The organism is Cellulomonas sp. URHE0023 (assembly GCF_000688475.1).
GTDB lineage: Bacteria > Actinomycetota > Actinomycetes > Actinomycetales > Cellulomonadaceae > Cellulomonas.
Window position 1 is genome coordinate 884,617 of record NZ_JIAN01000005.1, and the last position, 17,539, is coordinate 902,155.

General features: G+C 73.2%; 18 protein-coding genes. 5 read left to right on the plus strand and 13 right to left on the minus strand.

Annotation, left to right across the window (positions count from 1 at the left end; translation table 11 throughout):
• Window positions 1-82: 82 nt before the first annotated feature.
• The 4 genes from N553_RS21060 to N553_RS0104490 all read right to left on the minus strand — a co-directional run bounded on the left by N553_RS21060 (window position 83) and on the right by N553_RS0104490 (window position 3,688).
• Complete coding sequence (locus N553_RS21060) at window positions 83-1,204, minus strand: NYN domain-containing protein (RefSeq protein ID WP_156043697.1); 1,122 nt, start codon at window positions 1,202-1,204, stop codon at window positions 83-85.
• Between the two features lie 132 nt (window positions 1,205-1,336).
• A complete protein-coding gene (locus N553_RS0104480) occupies window positions 1,337-1,993 on the minus strand; it encodes a response regulator transcription factor (RefSeq protein ID WP_028045536.1) in 657 nt (218 codons plus the stop codon).
• Window positions 1,990-3,264 (minus strand): sensor histidine kinase, encoded by a 1,275-nt coding sequence (locus N553_RS21065; RefSeq protein WP_051639819.1) that lies wholly within the window; start codon window positions 3,262-3,264, stop codon window positions 1,990-1,992. Before N553_RS21065 ends, N553_RS0104480 begins: the two co-directional genes overlap by 4 nt.
• Before the next feature lie 178 nt (window positions 3,265-3,442).
• Window positions 3,443-3,688 (minus strand): hypothetical protein, encoded by a 246-nt coding sequence (locus N553_RS0104490; RefSeq protein ID WP_028045537.1) that lies wholly within the window; start codon window positions 3,686-3,688, stop codon window positions 3,443-3,445.
• A gap of 443 nt (window positions 3,689-4,131) precedes the next feature.
• Here N553_RS0104490 and N553_RS0104495 point away from each other — a divergent pair, with 443 nt between their 5' ends.
• The gene (locus tag N553_RS0104495; protein ID WP_028045538.1) at window positions 4,132-4,956 is read left to right on the plus strand and encodes an SGNH/GDSL hydrolase family protein; all 825 of its coding nucleotides are present in this window, start codon (window positions 4,132-4,134) and stop codon (window positions 4,954-4,956) included.
• A gap of 8 nt (window positions 4,957-4,964) precedes the next feature.
• Here N553_RS0104495 and N553_RS21070 read toward each other — a convergent pair whose 3' ends face one another.
• The 7 genes from N553_RS21070 to N553_RS25805 form a co-directional block, all read right to left on the minus strand.
• On the minus strand, window positions 4,965-6,641 hold the full coding sequence (locus N553_RS21070) for a diguanylate cyclase (RefSeq protein ID WP_156043698.1): 1,677 nt from the start codon (window positions 6,639-6,641) through the stop codon (window positions 4,965-4,967).
• Window positions 6,642-6,829: 188 nt separating this feature from the next.
• Entirely contained in the window at window positions 6,830-7,501 is a 672-nt protein-coding gene (locus tag N553_RS0104505; RefSeq protein ID WP_028045539.1) for a response regulator transcription factor, read from the minus strand.
• Complete coding sequence (locus N553_RS0104510) at window positions 7,498-8,877, minus strand: sensor histidine kinase (protein ID WP_231505159.1); 1,380 nt, start codon at window positions 8,875-8,877, stop codon at window positions 7,498-7,500. The genes N553_RS0104505 and N553_RS0104510 overlap by 4 nt, the downstream gene beginning before the upstream one ends.
• Before the next feature lie 73 nt (window positions 8,878-8,950).
• Entirely contained in the window at window positions 8,951-9,793 is an 843-nt protein-coding gene (locus tag N553_RS0104515; RefSeq protein ID WP_028045541.1) for an ABC transporter permease, read from the minus strand.
• Entirely contained in the window at window positions 9,790-10,674 is an 885-nt protein-coding gene (locus N553_RS0104520; RefSeq protein WP_028045542.1) for an ABC transporter permease, read from the minus strand. Before N553_RS0104520 ends, N553_RS0104515 begins: the two co-directional genes overlap by 4 nt.
• Window positions 10,671-11,588, minus strand: a complete 918-nt coding sequence (locus tag N553_RS0104525; RefSeq protein WP_028045543.1) for an ABC transporter ATP-binding protein — start codon at window positions 11,586-11,588, stop codon at window positions 10,671-10,673. The genes N553_RS0104520 and N553_RS0104525 overlap by 4 nt, the downstream gene beginning before the upstream one ends.
• 169 nt (window positions 11,589-11,757) lie before the next feature.
• Window positions 11,758-12,696 carry a cold-shock protein gene (locus N553_RS25805; protein ID WP_028045544.1) on the minus strand — a complete coding sequence of 313 codons (939 nt, stop codon included), beginning with the start codon at window positions 12,694-12,696 and terminating at the stop codon, window positions 11,758-11,760.
• A 274-nt stretch (window positions 12,697-12,970) separates the two neighbouring features.
• Between N553_RS25805 and N553_RS21075 the strand changes: the two genes are divergently transcribed.
• Window positions 12,971-13,570: an N-acetyltransferase gene (locus N553_RS21075; protein WP_051639820.1), complete on the plus strand. Its 600-nt coding sequence runs from the start codon at window positions 12,971-12,973 to the stop codon at window positions 13,568-13,570.
• 11 nt (window positions 13,571-13,581) lie between these two features.
• On the opposite strand, the gene N553_RS0104540 is transcribed toward N553_RS21075, so the two are convergent.
• Window positions 13,582-13,821, minus strand: a complete 240-nt coding sequence (locus N553_RS0104540) for a hypothetical protein (RefSeq protein WP_156043699.1) — start codon at window positions 13,819-13,821, stop codon at window positions 13,582-13,584.
• A gap of 90 nt (window positions 13,822-13,911) precedes the next feature.
• A complete protein-coding gene (locus N553_RS0104545; protein WP_028045546.1) occupies window positions 13,912-14,643 on the minus strand; it encodes a ZIP family metal transporter in 732 nt (243 codons plus the stop codon).
• Window positions 14,644-14,864: 221 nt separating this feature from the next.
• Here N553_RS0104545 and N553_RS0104550 point away from each other — a divergent pair, with 221 nt between their 5' ends.
• From N553_RS0104550 to N553_RS0104560, 3 genes are read left to right on the plus strand one after another with little or no spacing between them, the layout of a single operon-like run.
• Window positions 14,865-15,695 carry a CPBP family intramembrane glutamic endopeptidase gene (locus N553_RS0104550; protein WP_028045547.1) on the plus strand — a complete coding sequence of 277 codons (831 nt, stop codon included), beginning with the start codon at window positions 14,865-14,867 and terminating at the stop codon, window positions 15,693-15,695.
• Window positions 15,696-15,697: 2 nt separating this feature from the next.
• Entirely contained in the window at window positions 15,698-16,849 is a 1,152-nt protein-coding gene (locus tag N553_RS0104555) for a sensor histidine kinase (protein WP_028045548.1), read from the plus strand.
• Entirely contained in the window at window positions 16,846-17,520 is a 675-nt protein-coding gene (locus tag N553_RS0104560; RefSeq protein ID WP_028045549.1) for a response regulator transcription factor, read from the plus strand. Before N553_RS0104555 ends, N553_RS0104560 begins: the two co-directional genes overlap by 4 nt.
• Window positions 17,521-17,539: the final 19 nt, after the last annotated feature.

Here is a 17,539-nt window from a genome sequence, read left to right on the forward strand (position 1 = left end):
AGCGGCTCGGTGGCAGGCGTGGGCGCACTGACGGTGCGAGGCTCCGGAGAGGTCGACGCGAGGGACGCATCGAGGGCGAGCGTCATCGGCTCCCGCACCGGCCGCACGGTTCACGGCGACGCACGGCGTACGCGTAGGTGGCGAGCGCGAGCGCCGCTCCCCACAGGGGCCAGAGCATCTCCGGCAGCCAGGCGGCCACGTTGGCGTCGCCACCCGGGACCGCGTCGCCCAGCGTGCCGTCGAGCCAGAACCTGAGCAACATGAGCCCGGCCGAGGTCACCAGGAGCGAGACGACCGACGCCGGAACGATGGCGAGGGCCGGCGGGACGCGGCGGCCCCGCGCGCCCGGGATCCACCGCGGGAAGACCTCGCCCCAGCGCTGCACGAGCCCGAGCGTCAGGACGGCACCGCCGATGCCGAGAGCGGCGAGGCCCGCGCCGAGGACAGCGATGTCGCTGATGTCGTCGAGCATCTGGCGGCTGATGCCGAACGGGATGCCGAAGGCCCAGGCCAGCCGGGTCATGGCGTAGCCGACCGGTACGGCGACGGCGACGCCGACCGCCCAGCGCGCGTGCCGCACGGCCCACGCCGCGAACCCGCCCGTGCCGCGTCCGCACGCCGTGCACGGTGCGGCGAGGCGGACGTACTCACGCGCCGCGACGAGGAACGCGATGCCGCCGACCGTCGCCAGCGCCATGTGCACGACCGGCCACGGCCACACCTGCACACCGTCCGGCATGGTCCCGGCAACGGTCATGACCGCGATGATCGGCAGGTAGGCGACCCAGGCGAGCAGGCGGTAGTCGGGAAGGACCAGCGCCAGGACCAGTCCGAGGGTCACGGCAACACCCGCGACGACCCGGCGGGCCGCCGCCGAACCGCCTCGTCTGCGCTGCACGAGCATGGCGACGACGACCGCGAGGCCGAGAGCCCCTGCCCCGGCGAGGGCGGCGGCACCGGCGGTGGGACCGGCCAGGTCCAGCACGGAGAGGCCCGACGTCTCCCCGGCGCGCGGCACGGCCGGGTTGCCCCCGCTGCCGCGCAACCAGGCGATGCCCGCGACGAGCTCGCCCGCCGACCAGAGGGCCGCCACCGGCAGGGCCCACGCCGCCCACCGGCGGTCGGCCGGCACACGCGTCGACGGTGCGGCCGGGCCTGTGGCGAACGTGTCCTGCGATCCACGCAGGCCAGATGGTGCGGTCATGGTCTCTGCCACCTCCTCGGACGCCACCCCTGGGCATCACCCAGCCAGGTTCGGCGGCGGCCACGGGTGCGGTCGTCGTCCTCGAGGGGACGGCACGTACGCCGCAAGGCTGACGAGCCAGGGCTCCTCGGCTCACTGGCCGGGGCGGACCAGTCCTGTCTCGTACGCCAGCACCGCGGCCTGGACGCGGTCGCGCAGCCCGAGCTTCGCGAGCACCCGACCCACGTGGGTCTTGACCGTGGCCTCCGACACGTACAGGCGGCGGGCGATCTCCGCGTTGCTCTCGCCGGTCGCGATCTCCACCAGGATCTCCCGCTCCCGCTCCGTGAGGCGTGCGAGCGGGTCGGGTCCGGTCCGCGGTCCCGGTAGGTCCCGGGCCACGTGCGCGATCAGACGGCGTGTCGTCGTGGGAGCCAGGACCGCGTCACCGGCGTGCACCGTCCGGATCGCCGCGAGCACGTCCTCGGCCGAGGCATCCTTCAGCAGGAAGCCGCTCGCACCTGCCTTGAGCGCAGCGAACGCGTGCTCGTCGAGGTCGAACGTCGTCAGCACGAGCACCCGAGCCGCGTCACCGCGCTCGACGAGGCGCCGCGTCGCCTCGACGCCGTCCATCCGAGGCATGCGCACATCCATCAGCACGACGTCGGCTGGTGTCGTCGCGAGCAGGTCGAGCGCCTCGATGCCGTCCGCGGCCTGCCCGACGACACGCATGTCGTCCTCGGACTCGACGACCATGACGAGGCCCGTGCGGACCAGACGCTGGTCGTCGACGATCACCACCCGGATCATCGGTTCCCCCCGTCGAGGCCCCGCAACGGTAGGTCTGCCACGACCGCGAACCCCCGGTCACACGGTCCGGCGACCAGCGTTCCCCCTGCGAGCTCGACGCGCTCGCGCATACCGGGTAGTCCGTGCCCTCCACGTCGGACGTCGACCGCCGCACGTCCCCGGCCACCGTCGTCCACGACTTCAACGCGCACCGCACCGTCGGCCCAGGTGAGCTCGACCCGGGCGCGCGCCTCCTGCCCGGCGTGCTTGACCACGTTGGTGAGCGACTCCTGGACCACGCGGTACACCGCGAGCGCCGTCGCGCGCTCGACAGCACCGGGTGTCCCGTTCTGCTCGAGGGTCACGTCGACCCCGCTCTGGCGCAGCCGGTCGACCAGCGTCGGCACGTCGTCCACCGTGGGCTGCGGGGCTGCTGGAGCCGACACGTCGCGGGGGCGCAGAGCGTCGACGAGGCTGCGCATGTCACCGAGCGCCTGGCGGCCGGTGTCCGCGACCACCGCGAGCGTCTCGACCGCTGCCGCGGGATCGCGCCGCGCGGCCATCCGCCCGCCTTCGGCCTGGCGAACGATGACGGCGAGGGAGTGCGCCACCACATCGTGCATCTCCCTGGCCATGCGCTCACGCTCGCTCGCGACCGCGCGGTCCGCCGCCGCGGCACGGTCCGACTCGGCGCGCAACGCGCGTTCCCGCAGCGCGTCCACGTCCGCATCGCGCATCGCGCGGAACCGTCCGAGACCCCACGCCGCCAGCACGATCGCGACGAGAGCCGCGGGGAGAAGCAGCCGCCACGGCGCCGTCGGCACCGCCCCGCCCACCCACTGCTCGGGCTGCCAGAGCCGTGCGGTGGCGAGCGCACCGCCGACGAGCCCGGAGCCGAGCGCCAGCTCGGGCCACGGGCGCCGGGTCCGTGAGGCGATCGAGTAGAGCAGGACCGTGTAGGTGAGTGCGGAGGGCAGGAGCACGGGCGGCACGCGCTGCGCAGCCGCTGCACCCGAGTCGCCGCCCGGCAGGTCGGGCATGGCGATCAGCACGAGCATCGCGGCGCAGGCTGCCGCGTAGGCGGACCTGGGCCAGGTCCGCCTGGCCGCGACCGAGCTGTGCAGGACGAGGATGGCGGCCGTGACGGCCGCGGCGGTGACGGCCGGCGCAGCGGCGGCGTAGGCGAGCGACGTCGGGCCGAGGACGAGGGCCAGGGCCACCGCGAGCAGGACGTCAGGCACCCACGGGCGTGCGCGTGCCCACGAGTCCCAGCGGTTCGTCAGACCGGCCACCCGCCCGATCGTAGGGGCGTCCGCATCTCCACCCGTCACCCTGCAGGATGACGTGCGTACGCCGCCGGAGCTGACGTGAGCCTTTGAAGAAAGGTCCGGGCCCGGCATCGGCGGCCTGGGCAGAACGACGAACAGCCTCGCCCTCGGAAGGGGGCGAGGCTGTTCGATCGACGCGGGGCTAGACCTTGATCCTCTCCGCCTGGAGCACGTATGCGCTGCCGGCGAACGGCGCAATGCAGTCGGTCTTGATGTGCCAGAGGCTCTGGCGAAGCTCGATCGCGACGCTCTTGCACAGAGCGCGGTTCGAGTACGACTGACTGAAGAGCTCGAGGCTAGATGCCTGCGCGGCGCCCGCGCTGGCAACCCCGATGCCGCTCGCCAGAAGGACCGGCAGCGCGGCAGTGGCAAAGATCTTGAGCTTCAACGTCTTGTCCTCCGATGGGGGCGTGCGTGGTGGGACATTGCCGACGTACGTGACACACGCGTGGACGCGGACGCAGGCCCTCGTCCACGGGCGTCACTGGGCAGCGGGATGAACGTGCTGTGCCGACACGACGGTGCCGGTCGAGGAAGACGCGTGAGCTACCAATGCGCTGCTTGCCGAGGCAGCTCCAACAACGAGCGCGGCGGCCACAGCGCCGACGGCGAACAGGTTCTTGGTGTGCATATCCACTCCCCTGGGTTGTGCCAACACTCGCGATCCGGCGAGTCATCGTGGACATTACTACATTAAATTCCATGTTGACTCCCCTCGTGACCGGATCGAGACCGGCCTGACCTTGGGGGACGGCACGGCGGAGCCAGACACCGCACTCGAGCGCGTCATCTCGTCCGGTGCGCTTCGGGTGATGTGGTTACGGTGCAGAGATGAAGCGCACGTTGCGGACGGCGCGGTCCGCCGTCCTGGCCCTGGTTGCCGCGACCGCCCTCGTCGGCTCCGTCGCAACCGCGGCGCCTGCCGCCCCCTCCCGCGTCGTCTACGACGCCCTCGGTGACTCGTACGCCTCGGGGTACGGCGTTCCGCCCTACGCCGACTGTGGCCGCTCGCAGAGCGCCTACGCCGTGCAGCTCGACGGGCGCCAGCGACTTCGACTCGACGACTTCGTCGCCTGCGCCGGCGCCACCACGAGCTCGCTGGTGACTGGCGGTCAGCTCACGGCGCTCGACGCCGACACCGACCTGGTGACGTTGACCATCGGCGGCAACGACATCGGATGGTCGGGTGCAGTGACGGCCTGCCTCGGCGACACCGACGCCCAGTGCTCGGGCGCGGTCGCCATCGTCGACGGCCGGATCACGAGCGAGCTGCCGGCCCTGCTCGACGCGGTCTACGCCAAGGTCGCCGAGGCAGCCCCGAACGCCCACGTCGTCGTGACCGGCTACCCGCGGCTCTTCTCGCCGGAGTACGGCGCCTATCTCGCTGCCTCGTCGGCTGAGCTCGGCGCCCTCAACGCCGCCGCGGACACGCTCGACGCCGTGATCGCTGCCGCGGCCACCCGTGCCGACTTCCAGTACGTCGACGTTCGCAAGCGTTTCGACGGTCACGGCGCCAACTCGCCGGATGCGTGGATCCTGGGGCCGACCGACCCTGGTGCGTTCCACCCGACGGTCGAGGGCTACAAGGCCTACACGGCGGCCGTGAACTCGGCCCTGGGTCCGGTCAAGCCGGGCTGCGGCGGACACCACCGCTGAGGCGGGGATCAGACGTCGGCGACGACGATCTGGTCCCGGCCCGCGTCCTTGGCGGCGAGCAGCGCGAGGTCGGCGACGTGCAGCGGGTGGTCGCCGGCAACGAGAGGGCCCACGCCCACTGAGACGGTCACCGCGAGGCCCGGGGCGAGCTCACCCCACGCGCGGCGTCGGACGAACTCGTTGACGCGCCGGGCGACCGCCTGCGCGGCCACCGCTCCGTCGCTGGGCAGGATGACGAACTCGTCCCCGCCGTAGCGCGCGACGACGTCGCTGCTGCGCGAGGCAGCCCGCAGGATCTCCGCGATCGTCTGCAGGACCAGGTCTCCGACGGAGTGCGACAGGTTGTCGTTGATGGCTTTGAAGTTGTCGACGTCGATGAACACGGCCCAGGCGCCGTCCGGGGCCGAGGCGAACGCCGCCGGCAGGACGCTGCGGTTGGCGAGCTGGGTCAACGGGTCCTGCCCGGCCGCACGACCGGCGCGGTCGGTCTCTGACGCCAGGCGGCGAAGGTCGTGCCGGTCTCGCAGGGCGGAGTAGCGCGCGTCCCGTTCGGCCCACGCTCGTCCGAGCGCTGCCCGGGCGGTCTGTCGCCACAGGTCCATCGCGGGGTGCGGTCCGTGCTCGGCGAGCATGACGTCGGCCAGCTCGGCGCGGGCTGCGGCCGCCCACACCTCCCGGCTCGTGCTGCTCGTCGCCTCGAGAAGGGCGTGCAGCAGCTCGGTCGCTGCCGCGTAGTTCTTCTCTGCGCCGTGGGCGCGGGCCAGGACGAGGTGCAGCAGGTGCGTCTCGAGGAGCTCCGGGCGCGCCGAGAAGCGTTCAGCCGCAGCGCGGGCGCGGCTGAACGCCAGCTCCGACTCGCCCAGGTGCAGCAGCGCGTACGCCTCGATGACGTCGGCGCGGGCCTCCATCGACGGCTGCGCCGTCTGCCGCGCCAGCCGCCGCACCAACGTCGCCCGGCTCGCGGTCCGCACCAGGTGGGCCGCGGCCTCGTCGGGCCGCCCCTGGGTGAGCAGGGCGGTCGCCCAGTGCGCGCTGAGCACCGCTTGCTCCTGCGCGACGTAGATCAGCAGCTCGGCATCGTGGTCCTGGGTGATCGCCGCGAAGGCGGCCTCCGCCTGCTCGACCAGGTGTGCCGACCGCATCGCGATGGCGACGGCCATGCTGGCGGACAGGTGGCCGTAGGTGTCGGTCGGGATGTCCTGCAGCAGCCAGTCCGCCTCGGCCATCGTCGCGATCGACACGCTGTGCTCGCCGAGGTGGTTGCTGCCCTCGGCCACCGCGCCGAGCGCCTTGGCACGCCACACCGGAGCCGGTTCGTCGCCCAGCCTCGCGAGGAGGTCCTGAGCGGTCTCGACGGCCGCCCGGTGCTCACCGAGCTCCAGCAGGGCGCACGCCTGGCCGTAGAGCAGGTACAGCGAGGTGGCCCGGTCGCCGATGGCGTCCGTGACGCACACCCACTGGCGGCACCGGGCCACGGTCCGGATGGAGAAGCCGTCGATGTAGCTCTGGTGCGCCACCACAGCCAGGTGGTGCAACGGGCCGAACTCGGACACCAGGACCAGCTCACGCGACACCGCGGGTCGGCTGGTCGCTTCGGCTACGGGCAGCGCGAGCACGGCGGGCGGACGCGGGCTCGAGTTCGGGTTCGGGGAGGCCTGGTAGGGCTCCGCATCGGCGAGCAGCACGAGCCTCCCCCGGAGACGATCGAGACGGACGGCGCGTCGGCCGACACCCCACCGACCCATCGGGTGCTCGGCCCGACTTTCCAGCGTTCTCCGACATGCTGTCCCGGGCCGAGCAGAAGGTCCCTGGTCAGCTCGGCCTCGGCGACCGACGTCGCACGGACAACCAGCGAGCGGTGGAGCGGACCTGCTCAGCGGCTGCCTGCGAGGCCGCACTCGTACGCGATGATCACCGCCTGCACCCGGTCGCGGGCCCCGAGCTTGGCGAACAGGTTGCCCACGTGCGTCTTGACCGTGGCCTCGGAGACCACCAGCTCGGCCGCGATCTCGAGGTTCGACGCGCCCTCGGCGATGAGGTGCAGGACGTCGAGCTCACGCCGCGTCAGCCCGCTCAGACGCGGGTCCTGTCCTTCGCGGGGCAGGGCGTCACCCGCAGCCGGCAGGTGGGGCGCGAACAGGTCGAGCATGCGGCGCAGCACGCGCGGGGCGACGACCGCGGTGCCCGCGGCGACCGTGCGGATCGCGTCGACGAGCTCGTCCGGGCGTGCCGACTTCAACAGGAAGCCGGAGGCGCCGGCGCGCAGGGCCGCGAACGCGAGATCGTCGACGTCGAACGTCGTGAGCACCAGCACGCGGGACCCGGGGTGGTGCGCGACGATGCGCCGGGTCGCCTCGATGCCGTCCATCCCGGGCATCCGGATGTCCATGACCACCACGTCGGGCTGGATCGCTGCCACCTGGTCGAGCGCCACCCTGCCGTCGGCAGCCTCGCCGACCACCTCGAGGTCCGGCTCGGACTCGATGACGAGCCGGAACCCGCTCCGCAGCAGGGCCTGGTCGTCGACGAGGAGCACCGTCGTCATCGTGCCTCTCCCCCGTCGTCGGACCACGGCAGGACCGCGTGCACACGCCAGCCACCACCCGACACGGGCCCGGCCTCGACGCGGCCGCCGAGCAGAGCCGCTCGTTCGCGCATCCCGACGATGCCACGGCCCGTGCCGCCGCCGCTGCCGGCACGTGTGCCGCCCGCGTCCACGACGTCGACCTCCACGGCCGTCGGGGTGCGCCGCACCGAGACCTCGACGGAGGGCGCACCCGGCGCATGGCGCAGGACGTTGGTCAGGGCCTCTCCGAGGATGCGCAGCACCGCCAGACGCACCGCCGTGTCCTGGGGGAGCGCAGTGTCCAGGCCGGTGGCGGTCACGGGGATGCCGGTGACAGCGAACCTCTCCACGACGGTGGGCAGGTCGACCTCCGTGGGCTCCGTGCCGTCACCGCCCGCCGGCCCCAGCGCACCGAGGACTCGCTGCATGTCGGCCAGCGCGGAACGCCCGGTGCCCGCGACCTGGCGCACCGCTTCCCGGGAGCGGTCCGGTGCGCGCTCGAACGCGGCGTCGGCGCCGTCGGCCAGCGCGACCATCACGGAGAGGCTGTGGGCGACCACATCGTGCATCTCACGAGCGATGTGGGCACGCTCCGCCGCACGCGCCATCGCGGCGCTGTGATCCCGTTCCCGCGCCAACGAGCGGTAGCGCTCGACGAGGTCCGCCGCGTGCAGGCGACGCGCGCGCGCGGCGGAGCCGAAGGCGACGCCCAGGAGCAGGAGCACGAGCAGCAGCAGCACGGAGCCCATGCGTCGCCCAGGCGAGAACAGCGGCTCCTGCAGGTCCTGCCCGAACTCCGAGGGGCTCAGCAAGGAGGCGCCAGACCAGAGGATGATCTCGATGATCCCCAGGTCCTGCCACCGCCACAGCGCGACGGTGACCACGGTGAACACGCCGCCGAACGCGGCCCAGGCAGCCGTGGCGCCGCGCTCCGCCGCGACGCTGTAGAGGGCGCACGCGAGGCACGCGCCGAGGACTCCGAGCACGCCGGCGGCCAGCAGCGACGCGAGGGCCGCGACGGTCAGCAGCACCGTGACGGTGATCGGCCGAGTGCGCCGCAGGAGCAGGAGCCCCGCACCCACCGCCGTTCCGACCAACCAGGCCGTGGTGACCGACTGCACGATCCCGGCGTCCGGCGGGTACAGCCCGAGGGCCACGGCACCCGACGCCGTCTCCTGCACGAACATCGCGCCGACGAGGCCGACCACGACGATGGCCCCCGCGACGGCGACGTCCTGGACCCACGGTCGGGCGGTGACGAGGCGGGCGACGGGGCTGGCGCCGCGGACCTGCTCCTCGGTGAGCGGCTCGTCGTCGGTGCGCACTGCCCGCACGACCGCGCGTCGGATCACCACGGGCCCACTCTCCCATCCGGAGCCGTCGGCGCGGCCGCCCTCCCGGGGCGTCGTCACCGGGGACCCGTTCCCGTCAGCGGACGTCATGTCGCCGCAACCGGTACGCCGCTGCGACGAGCACCACGACCACCCACGCGGCGGCGACGCCGCCGCCGCCCCACGCCCCGAGCCGTGGCCCCAGCGTCGTGGCGTCCAGCGCCGCGAGCGCGGCATCGTCCTGCACGAGCCGGGCGCCGGACGACGGCAGGAACGCCCGGACCGTGTCCGTGACCAGTCCCGGGTTCGCCGCGAGCACGTGGTCTCCGACGCTCGTCAGGAGCACCCCGACGACGAGCGCGTCCGCGGGACGGCGGAGCAGAGCGCCGAGCCCCGTCCCGAGCAGCGCGACGGCGACGCAGGCCACGGCGAAGCCGAGCAGCGCACGGGATGCCCCCGGGACGGACAGGTCAAGAGCGGGCGCGTCGCCCGAGCGAGCCGGCGCCGTCGCCAGCACGGAAGCACCTAGCGCGACCAACGCCACCGCGAAGGCGGCCGCCGCCGTCACCAGCACCTGGGCCGCAAGCACGGGCAGCCGCCGAGGCACGGTCGCGAACGTCGTGCGCGCCGTGCCCGTCGTGTACTCCCCGGCCCCCACGAGCGCGCCCAGGACCAGGAACCCCAGCTGGGCGAGCACGAAGCCGGAGGTCACCACCCACGAGCCCGACCGGCCGTCGCCGGGACGCACGAACAAGCCGAGCGCGTGCGCGGTGCCGGCCGCGGCCACGACCGTGCCGAGCGCCAGCCAGGCGTTCGACCGCACGCTCGTGAGCTTGGTCCACTCCGCGCTGAGCACCCGCGGCATGGAGACGCCCCTGCGGTCCGGGGCTCCGCGCACGGTGCGCTCGTTCGTCCGGGGTCCCGCCGGGACGGTCGTCATCGCACGTCCCGGGTCCGCAGCCGCAGCGCCGCCGCGGCCAGGAGGACGAGGACCCAGGTCGCGAGGACCAGTCCACCACCCACCGGGCCGAGGTCGGGCGCGCCCTCCATGCCGCCGGCGGACGCAGAGGTCGTCATCAGGCTCCCCGCAGCACCGGGCAGGAGCACGCCGAGCGTCCCGACGACGGTGGTTGCCGGCGCGTCGGCAGCGGCTGCCATCGTCGCCGCGTCGCCGCCGCCCACCAGGGGGTCGCTCGCCAGCATGAGCACGATGGGCAGGACCAGGACGAGAAGCAGCGCGGTCACCAGGGCGGGGACGGTCCGCCGGAGCAGCGCGCCCAGCGCCAGCCCGAGCAGCGCCATCCCGACGAGGAACAGGACCATGCCGAGCAGCATCCCGGGGCCACCGTCGGCGGTCAGGTCGACCGTCATACCGCGTGACATCGCCGAGGGCAGGATCCCGACCACGCCGGCTGCCGTCGTCAGCACGCCCGTCACCAGCGCGAACGCCGCGACGGCGAGCGTCTGCGCGACGAGCACCGGCCACCTGCGCGGGACCGTGGTGAACGTGCTGCGGAACGCGCCCGTGCGGAACTCTCCCGCACCCACCAGCACGCCGAGGACGAGCGGCCCGACCTGCGCCAGCACGAGGCCGGCGGTCAGGGAGTCGAGCGGCTCGAACCCGGGGTCCACCGACGACGCCCGTGCGCTGAGGTAGGTGATCGCGCCACCCACGAGCACCGTCACGGCTGCCGTCCACCACGCGGAGCGCAGCGACGTCAGCTTCGTCCACTCGGCGGCGGCCACGCGCGCGACCGTCGGGCCGGAGCGGACGTTCGATGCCGTCCGGGCGGCGTGCGGCGCCGTGGCCGCGGCGCTCATCGCACACCACCCGCGGCGCGGTACTCGACGGCGTCGCCCGTGAGCTTCAGGTACGCCTCCTCCAGCGACCCCGACTCGGTTCCGAGCTCGAGCACGGTCGCCCCGCACCGGAGCGCCGCGGTGCCGACGTCCTCGACCGTCACGGCACGCACGTGGAGCACCCCGCCCTTCTGCGGCGTCACCTGTGCGCCGGCGGCGAGGAGCTCGCGCGCCAGCGGCTCCGGGTCGGTCGTGCGTACCCGCACGACGCCCGCACGCTCCGACCGGTCCGCTATCTCCCGCACCGACGCGTCCGCGAGCAGGCGTCCGCGGCCGATGATGACCACCCTGTCGGCGCACAGCGCGAGCTCGTGCATGAGGTGCGACGAGAGGAGCACCGTGCGGCCCTCGTCCGCGAGCTCGCGCACGAGCCGCCGCACCCACAGCACGCCGTCGGGGTCGAGACCGTTGACCGGCTCGTCGAGGATGAGCGTGGCGGGGTCGCCCAGCAGCGCCCCGGCGATGCCGAGCCGCTGGCTCATGCCGAGCGAGAAGGTGCCCGCCCGCCGGTGCGCCGCCGGCTCCAGGCCCGTCTGCGCGATGACCTCACGGACCCGGGCCCGACCGATGCCATGCGTCTTCGCCATCGCGACCAGGTGCGCATAAGCCGTGCGTCCCGGGTGGACCGATCGGGCGTCGAGCATGACGCCGACCGCGTGCAGCGGCGCGGGGAGGTCGGCGTACCGGCGGCCGTCGACGGTCGCGGTACCCGACGTCGGGCGCTCGAGCCCCACGACGACGCGCATGGTCGTCGACTTCCCCGCGCCGTTGGGTCCGAGGAACCCGGTGACCATCCCGGGCCGCGCGGCGAACGTCAGCCCGTCCACCGCCGCCGTGCTGCCGTAGCGCTTGGTCAGCGCTTCCACCTCGATCATCACGTCTCCTCGTCGTCCCGTCGGCGCCCCGTAGGAGGCGTCTGTCGGCGACGCTACGAAGAGCGACGGGGCGCGCGGCACCGACCGTCGGAGGAAACCGGTTCATGCGCCGTCTCCTCCCACGGGAGGAGAACGGCCCTCGGGGCCAGGTCGAGTGGACGTCGGGGGGTCAGACCCGTTCGACGCTGTCCGCCTGCGGTCCCCGATCACTCTGGCGCACCTTGTACCGGACCCGGTCGCCCTCCTGCAGCCCGTCGGCGCCGCGCACGACCGACACGTGCACGAACAGGTCGGCGCCCCCGGCATCGGGGGTGATGAAGCCGAAGCCACGATCTGCGTCGTAGCGCGCGACCACACCCTCACCGCCGCGCACACCGGCTCCGGACTCCCTCGGCGGGCCCGATCGGCCCCGGCCCGGCGCCACAGGCCCACCTCGGCGGGCGGAGCCGCCGACCAGCCGGACGTTGCGTGCCTGGGGCCCCTTGTCGCCCGCGGCCAGGTCGAAGGTCACGCGATCCCCCTCGGACAGCTCCGCCAGCCCGCCGAGCAGCTCGCGGACGTGGGCGAAGGCGTCCTCACCACCCGCGTCAGGCGTGACGAACCCGAATCCCTTGTCGACGTCGTACCAGGACACGGTGCCGTCCGCCCCGTCCGGGGCCACAGCCCGGGCGGCCCGTGCGCCCAGCGGCAGCAGATGGTCCGCCTGCGGCCCCTTCTCCCCGTCGACCACCAGGAACGCCACGCGCTGCCCGTCCGAGATGACGCCGCCGCCCACGATGGCCGAGCTGTGCACGAAGATCTCCACGTCTGCGCCGTCGGGCGTCACGAAGCCGTACCCCTTGCCCGGCTCGTACCAGGAGACGGTGCCGAGGACGCCGACGACGGCGTCGGGAGCGTGGTCGCCCGTGACCCGGACACGACGGGCCTGCGGGCCACGGTCCCCCTCGCCCACCTCGAACTCGACGACCTGCCCTTCGCGGAGCAGCTTCGTCCCGTCGCCGCCGACGATCTCGGACGCGTGCACGTACAGGTCGTCGGCCCCGTCCCCGAAGGAGAGGAAGCCGAAGCCCCGCTCGGTGTCGAACCAGCGGACAGTTCCTTCGGGCACGGTGACTCCTCGTCGAAGCAAAGGTTGCTGTACCCAGTCTCCCCCCGACGGGCCCGCGAAGAGGCATGCCGCGTGGACGGCCAGGTGCGGATGCGGCAACCCGCGGCTCGTCTGCCGTCACGTCCCGTCCGTTCCTACACTCGCGAAAGGACCAGCCGGCGCCCCTGTCGCGGGTCACGAGGCTGTCGCGGACGTGGGACGTGCCGGAACGAGGAGGTGAACGAGTGAGCAGGCTCAGCGCGTTCGTGCGATTGACCCCGGAGCGGGTCTGCCCATGACGGGCGCCCGCGCGCGGATCCGCGTCGAGACGGCCACGCCCGATCGCTGGTCGGACGTCGTCGCCGCGTTCGGCTTGCGCGCGTCCAGGCCCGACTCGTGCTGGTGCCAGCGTTTCCGAACGCACGACCAGCCGAGCAACCGCGACGAGCTGCACCGCGAGGTCCAGGCGGCCGACATCCCCGTGGGTCTCGTCGCCTACGTGGACGACCGGCCCGCCGGGTGGTCCCGGGTCGTCCCCCGCGCGACGCTCCCCGGGGTCATGGGGAACCGAGCACTACGCCGCGTTCTCGACGATGACCGGACCGTGTGGTGGGTGACCTGCTTCGCGGTGCGCACCGAGCACCGCGGCGGGGGCGTCGGGACGGCCTTGCTCGTGGCGGCCGTCGAGCACGCCCGTCGGCACGGGGCGTCGGCCGTCGAGGGCCACCCGGTCGACGTCGACAGGCTGCAGGCGGCCAAGGTCTCGGGATCGGCCCTGTTCACCGGCACGCTCGCCATGTTCGAGGCGGCGGGGTTCCACGAGATCGGCCGCACCTACCCGAGCCGGCCGGTCATGCGTCTCGACCTCGGGACCCGCAGACCGGTCGACGAGTGATACCGCGACCGTCAGGCGTCCTGGTCGGGCCTCCGCGGGTCCGCTGCGGGCCGCCCGGGCCGTCGTGTCCGCCAGAAGTGGAAGTACGCCACTGCCAAGGTGCTGTACGCGACGAGCAGCAGCCAGTTCGCGAGTCCTCCACCGTCGTCGACCAGGAAGAACAGCTGCGCACAGGCGAGGAACGCCCACACACCGCACGCCGCGACGTACAGCCCAGGCGGTGCGACTCGACCTCCTTGTGCCTGCCTCACCCATGGACCGTACGTCCGGCGCGCCGGACGTGCAGGACGACGTGTGAGACGAGGAGTGCGTACGGCCGCCGGGAGCCTGCTCGGCCTGCCTCAGTCGACCAGGTGGATCGCGTACGCGACCGCGAAGCCGAGGGTGGTCGCGACGCCGACCCACCGCCCACCCTCCTCGTAGGCCTCGGGCATCATCGTGTTTGCGAGCATGGTGAGGATCGCGCCGGCCGCGAAGGTCAGCACGAAGGCGACGACCTCGGGCGACGAGTCCTGGAACAGGCCGTAGCCCGCGGCGGACGCCAGGGCGGACACCACCACGATCACCGCCCACATCCACAGGATGCGTGACCTGCGCCAGCCAGCGGCAAGCAGACCTGTCGTGGAACCGATCGCCTCGGGCAGGTTGGAGATGAACACGGCCACCAGGTAGGCGGCTCCGACCTCCCCGCCCTGGAAGATCGTCAGGCCGATCACCACCGACTCCGGGATCCCGTCGAGCACGGTTCCGAGCACGATGGCGAGGGGCGAGCCGGCCTCCTGGTCACCGCCGGTGTCCTTCCGGGATCCGCCGCCGAACCGTTCGATGAGCACGTCGCCGCCGAAGAAGACGAGGCACCCGGCGAAGAGCCCGCCGATGAGTGCTCCCTGTCCCGTGGACTTGCCGGACGCTTCCTCGACGAGGTCGAACGCGACGGCGCTGATCAGGACGCCGGACCCGAACCCCATGACGAGGCCGATGAGCCGTCGGCCGGCCCGGAAGGTCAGTGCGACGACGGCACCGAGCAGCAGCGAGCTGGCGGCGAGGAGCCCCCACCCGAAAGCACCGGCCATCTCGCGCTCCCTTCTCGACGGACGCGTCCGGTCCATCCGAGGCTGGACGACGCACGGGGTCCTGCTTACCAGCACCACGCCCACGACGTGGTGGCCCCGTGTCCCCCGAGCGAGCTACACACGAGTGCCCACCGAGCGGTGACGCGCCAGAGGCGTCCCCCTTCCTAGCGTTCCCGTAGGAGCCGCAGCACCCCGCCGCGGCCCTCGAGGAGGGACACGTCATGCGTCTTGTGAAGCAGTTCGGAACGGTCGCAGTGATCGCGTTCGTCGGCAGGCTGGTGCTCGGTGCCGTCGGAGGGAGCTGGGTGCTCACGCTCGCGCTGGGGCTGGCGACGGCTGCGCTCGCGCTGCTGGGCTACGCATGGGTGGTGCGCAGGACCGAGCACCGGGAAGCCACAGAGGTCGGGCGCCCCGGAGCATGGTCGGCCGTAGTCAGAGGGCTGGGGATCGGTGCGCTCATGTTCGTGGCCGTCATCGGGAGCATCGCGCTCACCGGCGGGTACACGATCGAGGGCTGGGGCTCCGTAGGGGTCGCGGCGGCCTTGGCGGGCGTCACGGCTGCCGCCGCCGTGACGGAGGAGCTGCTGTTCCGCGGAATCGTGTTCCGGATCCTCGAAGAGCGCACCGGCACGGTCGTGGCGTTGCTGCTCACCTCCGTGCTGTTCGGTGCCATGCACCTGGCCAACCCCAAGGCCACCATCTGGGGAGCCGTCGCGATCGCGGTCGAGGCGGGCGGGATGCTGGGCGCCGCGTACGTCGCCACACGCACGCTCTGGCTCCCGATCGGCATCCACTTCGGCTGGAACTTCGCCGCGGCCGGCATCTTCGGCACCGTGGTCTCCGGCAACGTCACCCCTCAGGGCCTGCTGCTGGGCGCCACGTCGGGCCCCGCCCTGCTGTCCGGCGGCGCGTTCGGCCCGGAGGGGAGCCTGTTCGCCGTGCTCGCGGGCGTGCTGCTGACAGCAGGTTTCCTGCGACTGGCTCACCGGCGTGGACGTCTGGTGCCGATGCGGCGGCGCGCCTCGCAGTCCGCGTCGACGGTTACGGTCTGACGGTGATCGACCTGAAGCGAGCGTCCACGGCGTGGCAGTCGTATGACGTCGTCGTGCGGGACCTCCCGCTCGCCGTGGCGCTCGCGCTCGGGTCGTTCGTCGGGGCCCTGCACGACCAGGGGACGCGGCTCGGTGACGTGCCGACCCGTCCGATGGATGCGCTGGCGTACGCGGCCGTCGCGCTCGAGTGCCTCCCCCTGGCGGTGCGGCGCCGGCTGCCCGCGGTCTGCCTGGCGCTGGTATCGCTCGGCTTCGCGATCGACCAGCTCCGCGGCTACCACACGGTCGCCGGTGTCGCACTGCCCGTCGCGGTGCTCAGTGCGGCAGCGCACACGGAGCGCCACCGGCGTTCCGTGGTCGTCGTCGCCTCCGCCGCCTACGCGGTGCTGGCGCTCGTCCTGGGCCGCGATGGGTCGGCCGAGGGCGTGGCGGGCTTCGTGACGTTCTACCTGCTGCTGGCCATCGCGTGGGGCATCGGGGCGTGGCTCCGGCAGACGCGGTTCGCCGAGGCCGAGCACCGCCGCCACGCGGCCGAGTCCGCCCGTGTCGCCGAGCGGACCCGGCTCGCCGCCGAGCTGCACGACGTCGTGACCCACCACGTGACGGCGATGGTGGTCCAGGCCGAGGCGGCGCGGTACCTGACGGCTCAGCCCGACCGCCTGGACCAGAGCCTGACAGCGGTCAGCGACACCGGCCGGCAGGCCATCAGCGACCTGCGGCACCTTCTCGAGGTGCTGGACCCCGACGGCCCTCGCTCGCGTACGCCGACCGTGGGCGAGCTCCAGGGCCTCATCGAGCAGACGCGCCAGGCCGGCCAGCCGGTGGAGTACGTCGAGGAGGGCCGGCCGTCGCAGGCGCCCGGCAGTGCCGAGGTCGTCGCCTACCGGGTGGTGCAGGAGGGCCTGACGAACGCGCTCAAGCACGCGCACGGCAGCCGCACCGTGGTCCGCGTGCAGCACGAGCCGGACGGCGTCACGGTCGAGGTCCGCACCGACGGTCCCTCCTCGCCGGGCGCGTCTCCCGGGGGCAGCGGCCGGGGCCTGGCCGGCCTCCGGGAACGGGTGGGCCTGCTGGGCGGCGAGCTGAGCGCAGGACGCCAGGTGGGCGGCGCTTTCGTCGTCCGCGCTCGCATCCCGGGGACGGTCCAGCCGTGACGGCGGCTCCGACCGACGCGCCCGTCCGCGTCCTGGTCTGCGACGACCAGGCCCTGATCCGCACCGGCTTCGCGACGATCATCGACGCCCAGCCCGACCTCGAGGTCGTCGGCGAGTGCGGGGACGGTCGCGCTGCGGTCGACCTCGCCCGCCGGGTACGTCCGGACGTCGTGGTGATGGACGTGCGCATGCCCGTGCTCGACGGGATCCAGGCGACCCGGCTGCTTGCCGGGGCCGGTGTCCCGGACCCGGTCAAGGTCCTCGTGGTGACGACCTTCAACCTGGACGAGTACGTCTACGAGGCGCTGCGTGCCGGTGCGAGCGGGTTCCTCCTCAAGGACGCCCCACCGGCGCAGCTCCTGAACGGCATCCGTACAGTCGCAGCCGGTGCCGCACTCCTGGCGCCCGAGGTGACGCGGCAGCTCGTCGGTCGGTACGCCAGCCGGATCAGCCCTCCTCCGTCGGCGCCTGAGGAGGACAGGCTGACCCCGCGCGAGCTCGAGGTGCTCCGTCTGATCGCGGGTGGGATGTCCAACAGCGAGATCGCCGCGGCGCTGGTGCTCAGCCCGGAGACGGTCAAGACGTACGTGTCCCGCATCCTGACGAAGCTCGACCTGCGGGACCGGGTGCAGGCCGTCGTGTACGCGTACCGACGGGGCCTCGTGGCCTGAGCGGGGCCAGCGCGACGCG

What these genes read in the sequence shown, in the direction of transcription:
- N553_RS0104545 (WP_028045546.1), bottom strand. Translation starts at nt 14,643, where the DNA reads ATGGCCGGTGCTTTCGGGTGGGGGCTCCTCGCCGCCAGCTCGCTGCTG.
- N553_RS0104495 (WP_028045538.1), top strand. Translation starts at nt 4,132, where the DNA reads ATGAAGCGCACGTTGCGGACGGCGCGGTCCGCCGTCCTGGCCCTGGTT.
- N553_RS0104515 (WP_028045541.1), bottom strand. Translation starts at nt 9,793, where the DNA reads ATGACGACCGTCCCGGCGGGACCCCGGACGAACGAGCGCACCGTGCGC.
- N553_RS21060 (WP_156043697.1), bottom strand. Translation starts at nt 1,204, where the DNA reads ATGACCGCACCATCTGGCCTGCGTGGATCGCAGGACACGTTCGCCACA.
- N553_RS21075 (WP_051639820.1), top strand. Translation starts at nt 12,971, where the DNA reads ATGACGGGCGCCCGCGCGCGGATCCGCGTCGAGACGGCCACGCCCGAT.
- N553_RS0104525 (WP_028045543.1), bottom strand. Translation starts at nt 11,588, where the DNA reads ATGATCGAGGTGGAAGCGCTGACCAAGCGCTACGGCAGCACGGCGGCG.
- N553_RS0104520 (WP_028045542.1), bottom strand. Translation starts at nt 10,674, where the DNA reads ATGAGCGCCGCGGCCACGGCGCCGCACGCCGCCCGGACGGCATCGAAC.
- N553_RS0104550 (WP_028045547.1), top strand. Translation starts at nt 14,865, where the DNA reads ATGCGTCTTGTGAAGCAGTTCGGAACGGTCGCAGTGATCGCGTTCGTC.
- N553_RS0104505 (WP_028045539.1), bottom strand. Translation starts at nt 7,501, where the DNA reads ATGACGACGGTGCTCCTCGTCGACGACCAGGCCCTGCTGCGGAGCGGG.
- N553_RS0104480 (WP_028045536.1), bottom strand. Translation starts at nt 1,993, where the DNA reads ATGATCCGGGTGGTGATCGTCGACGACCAGCGTCTGGTCCGCACGGGC.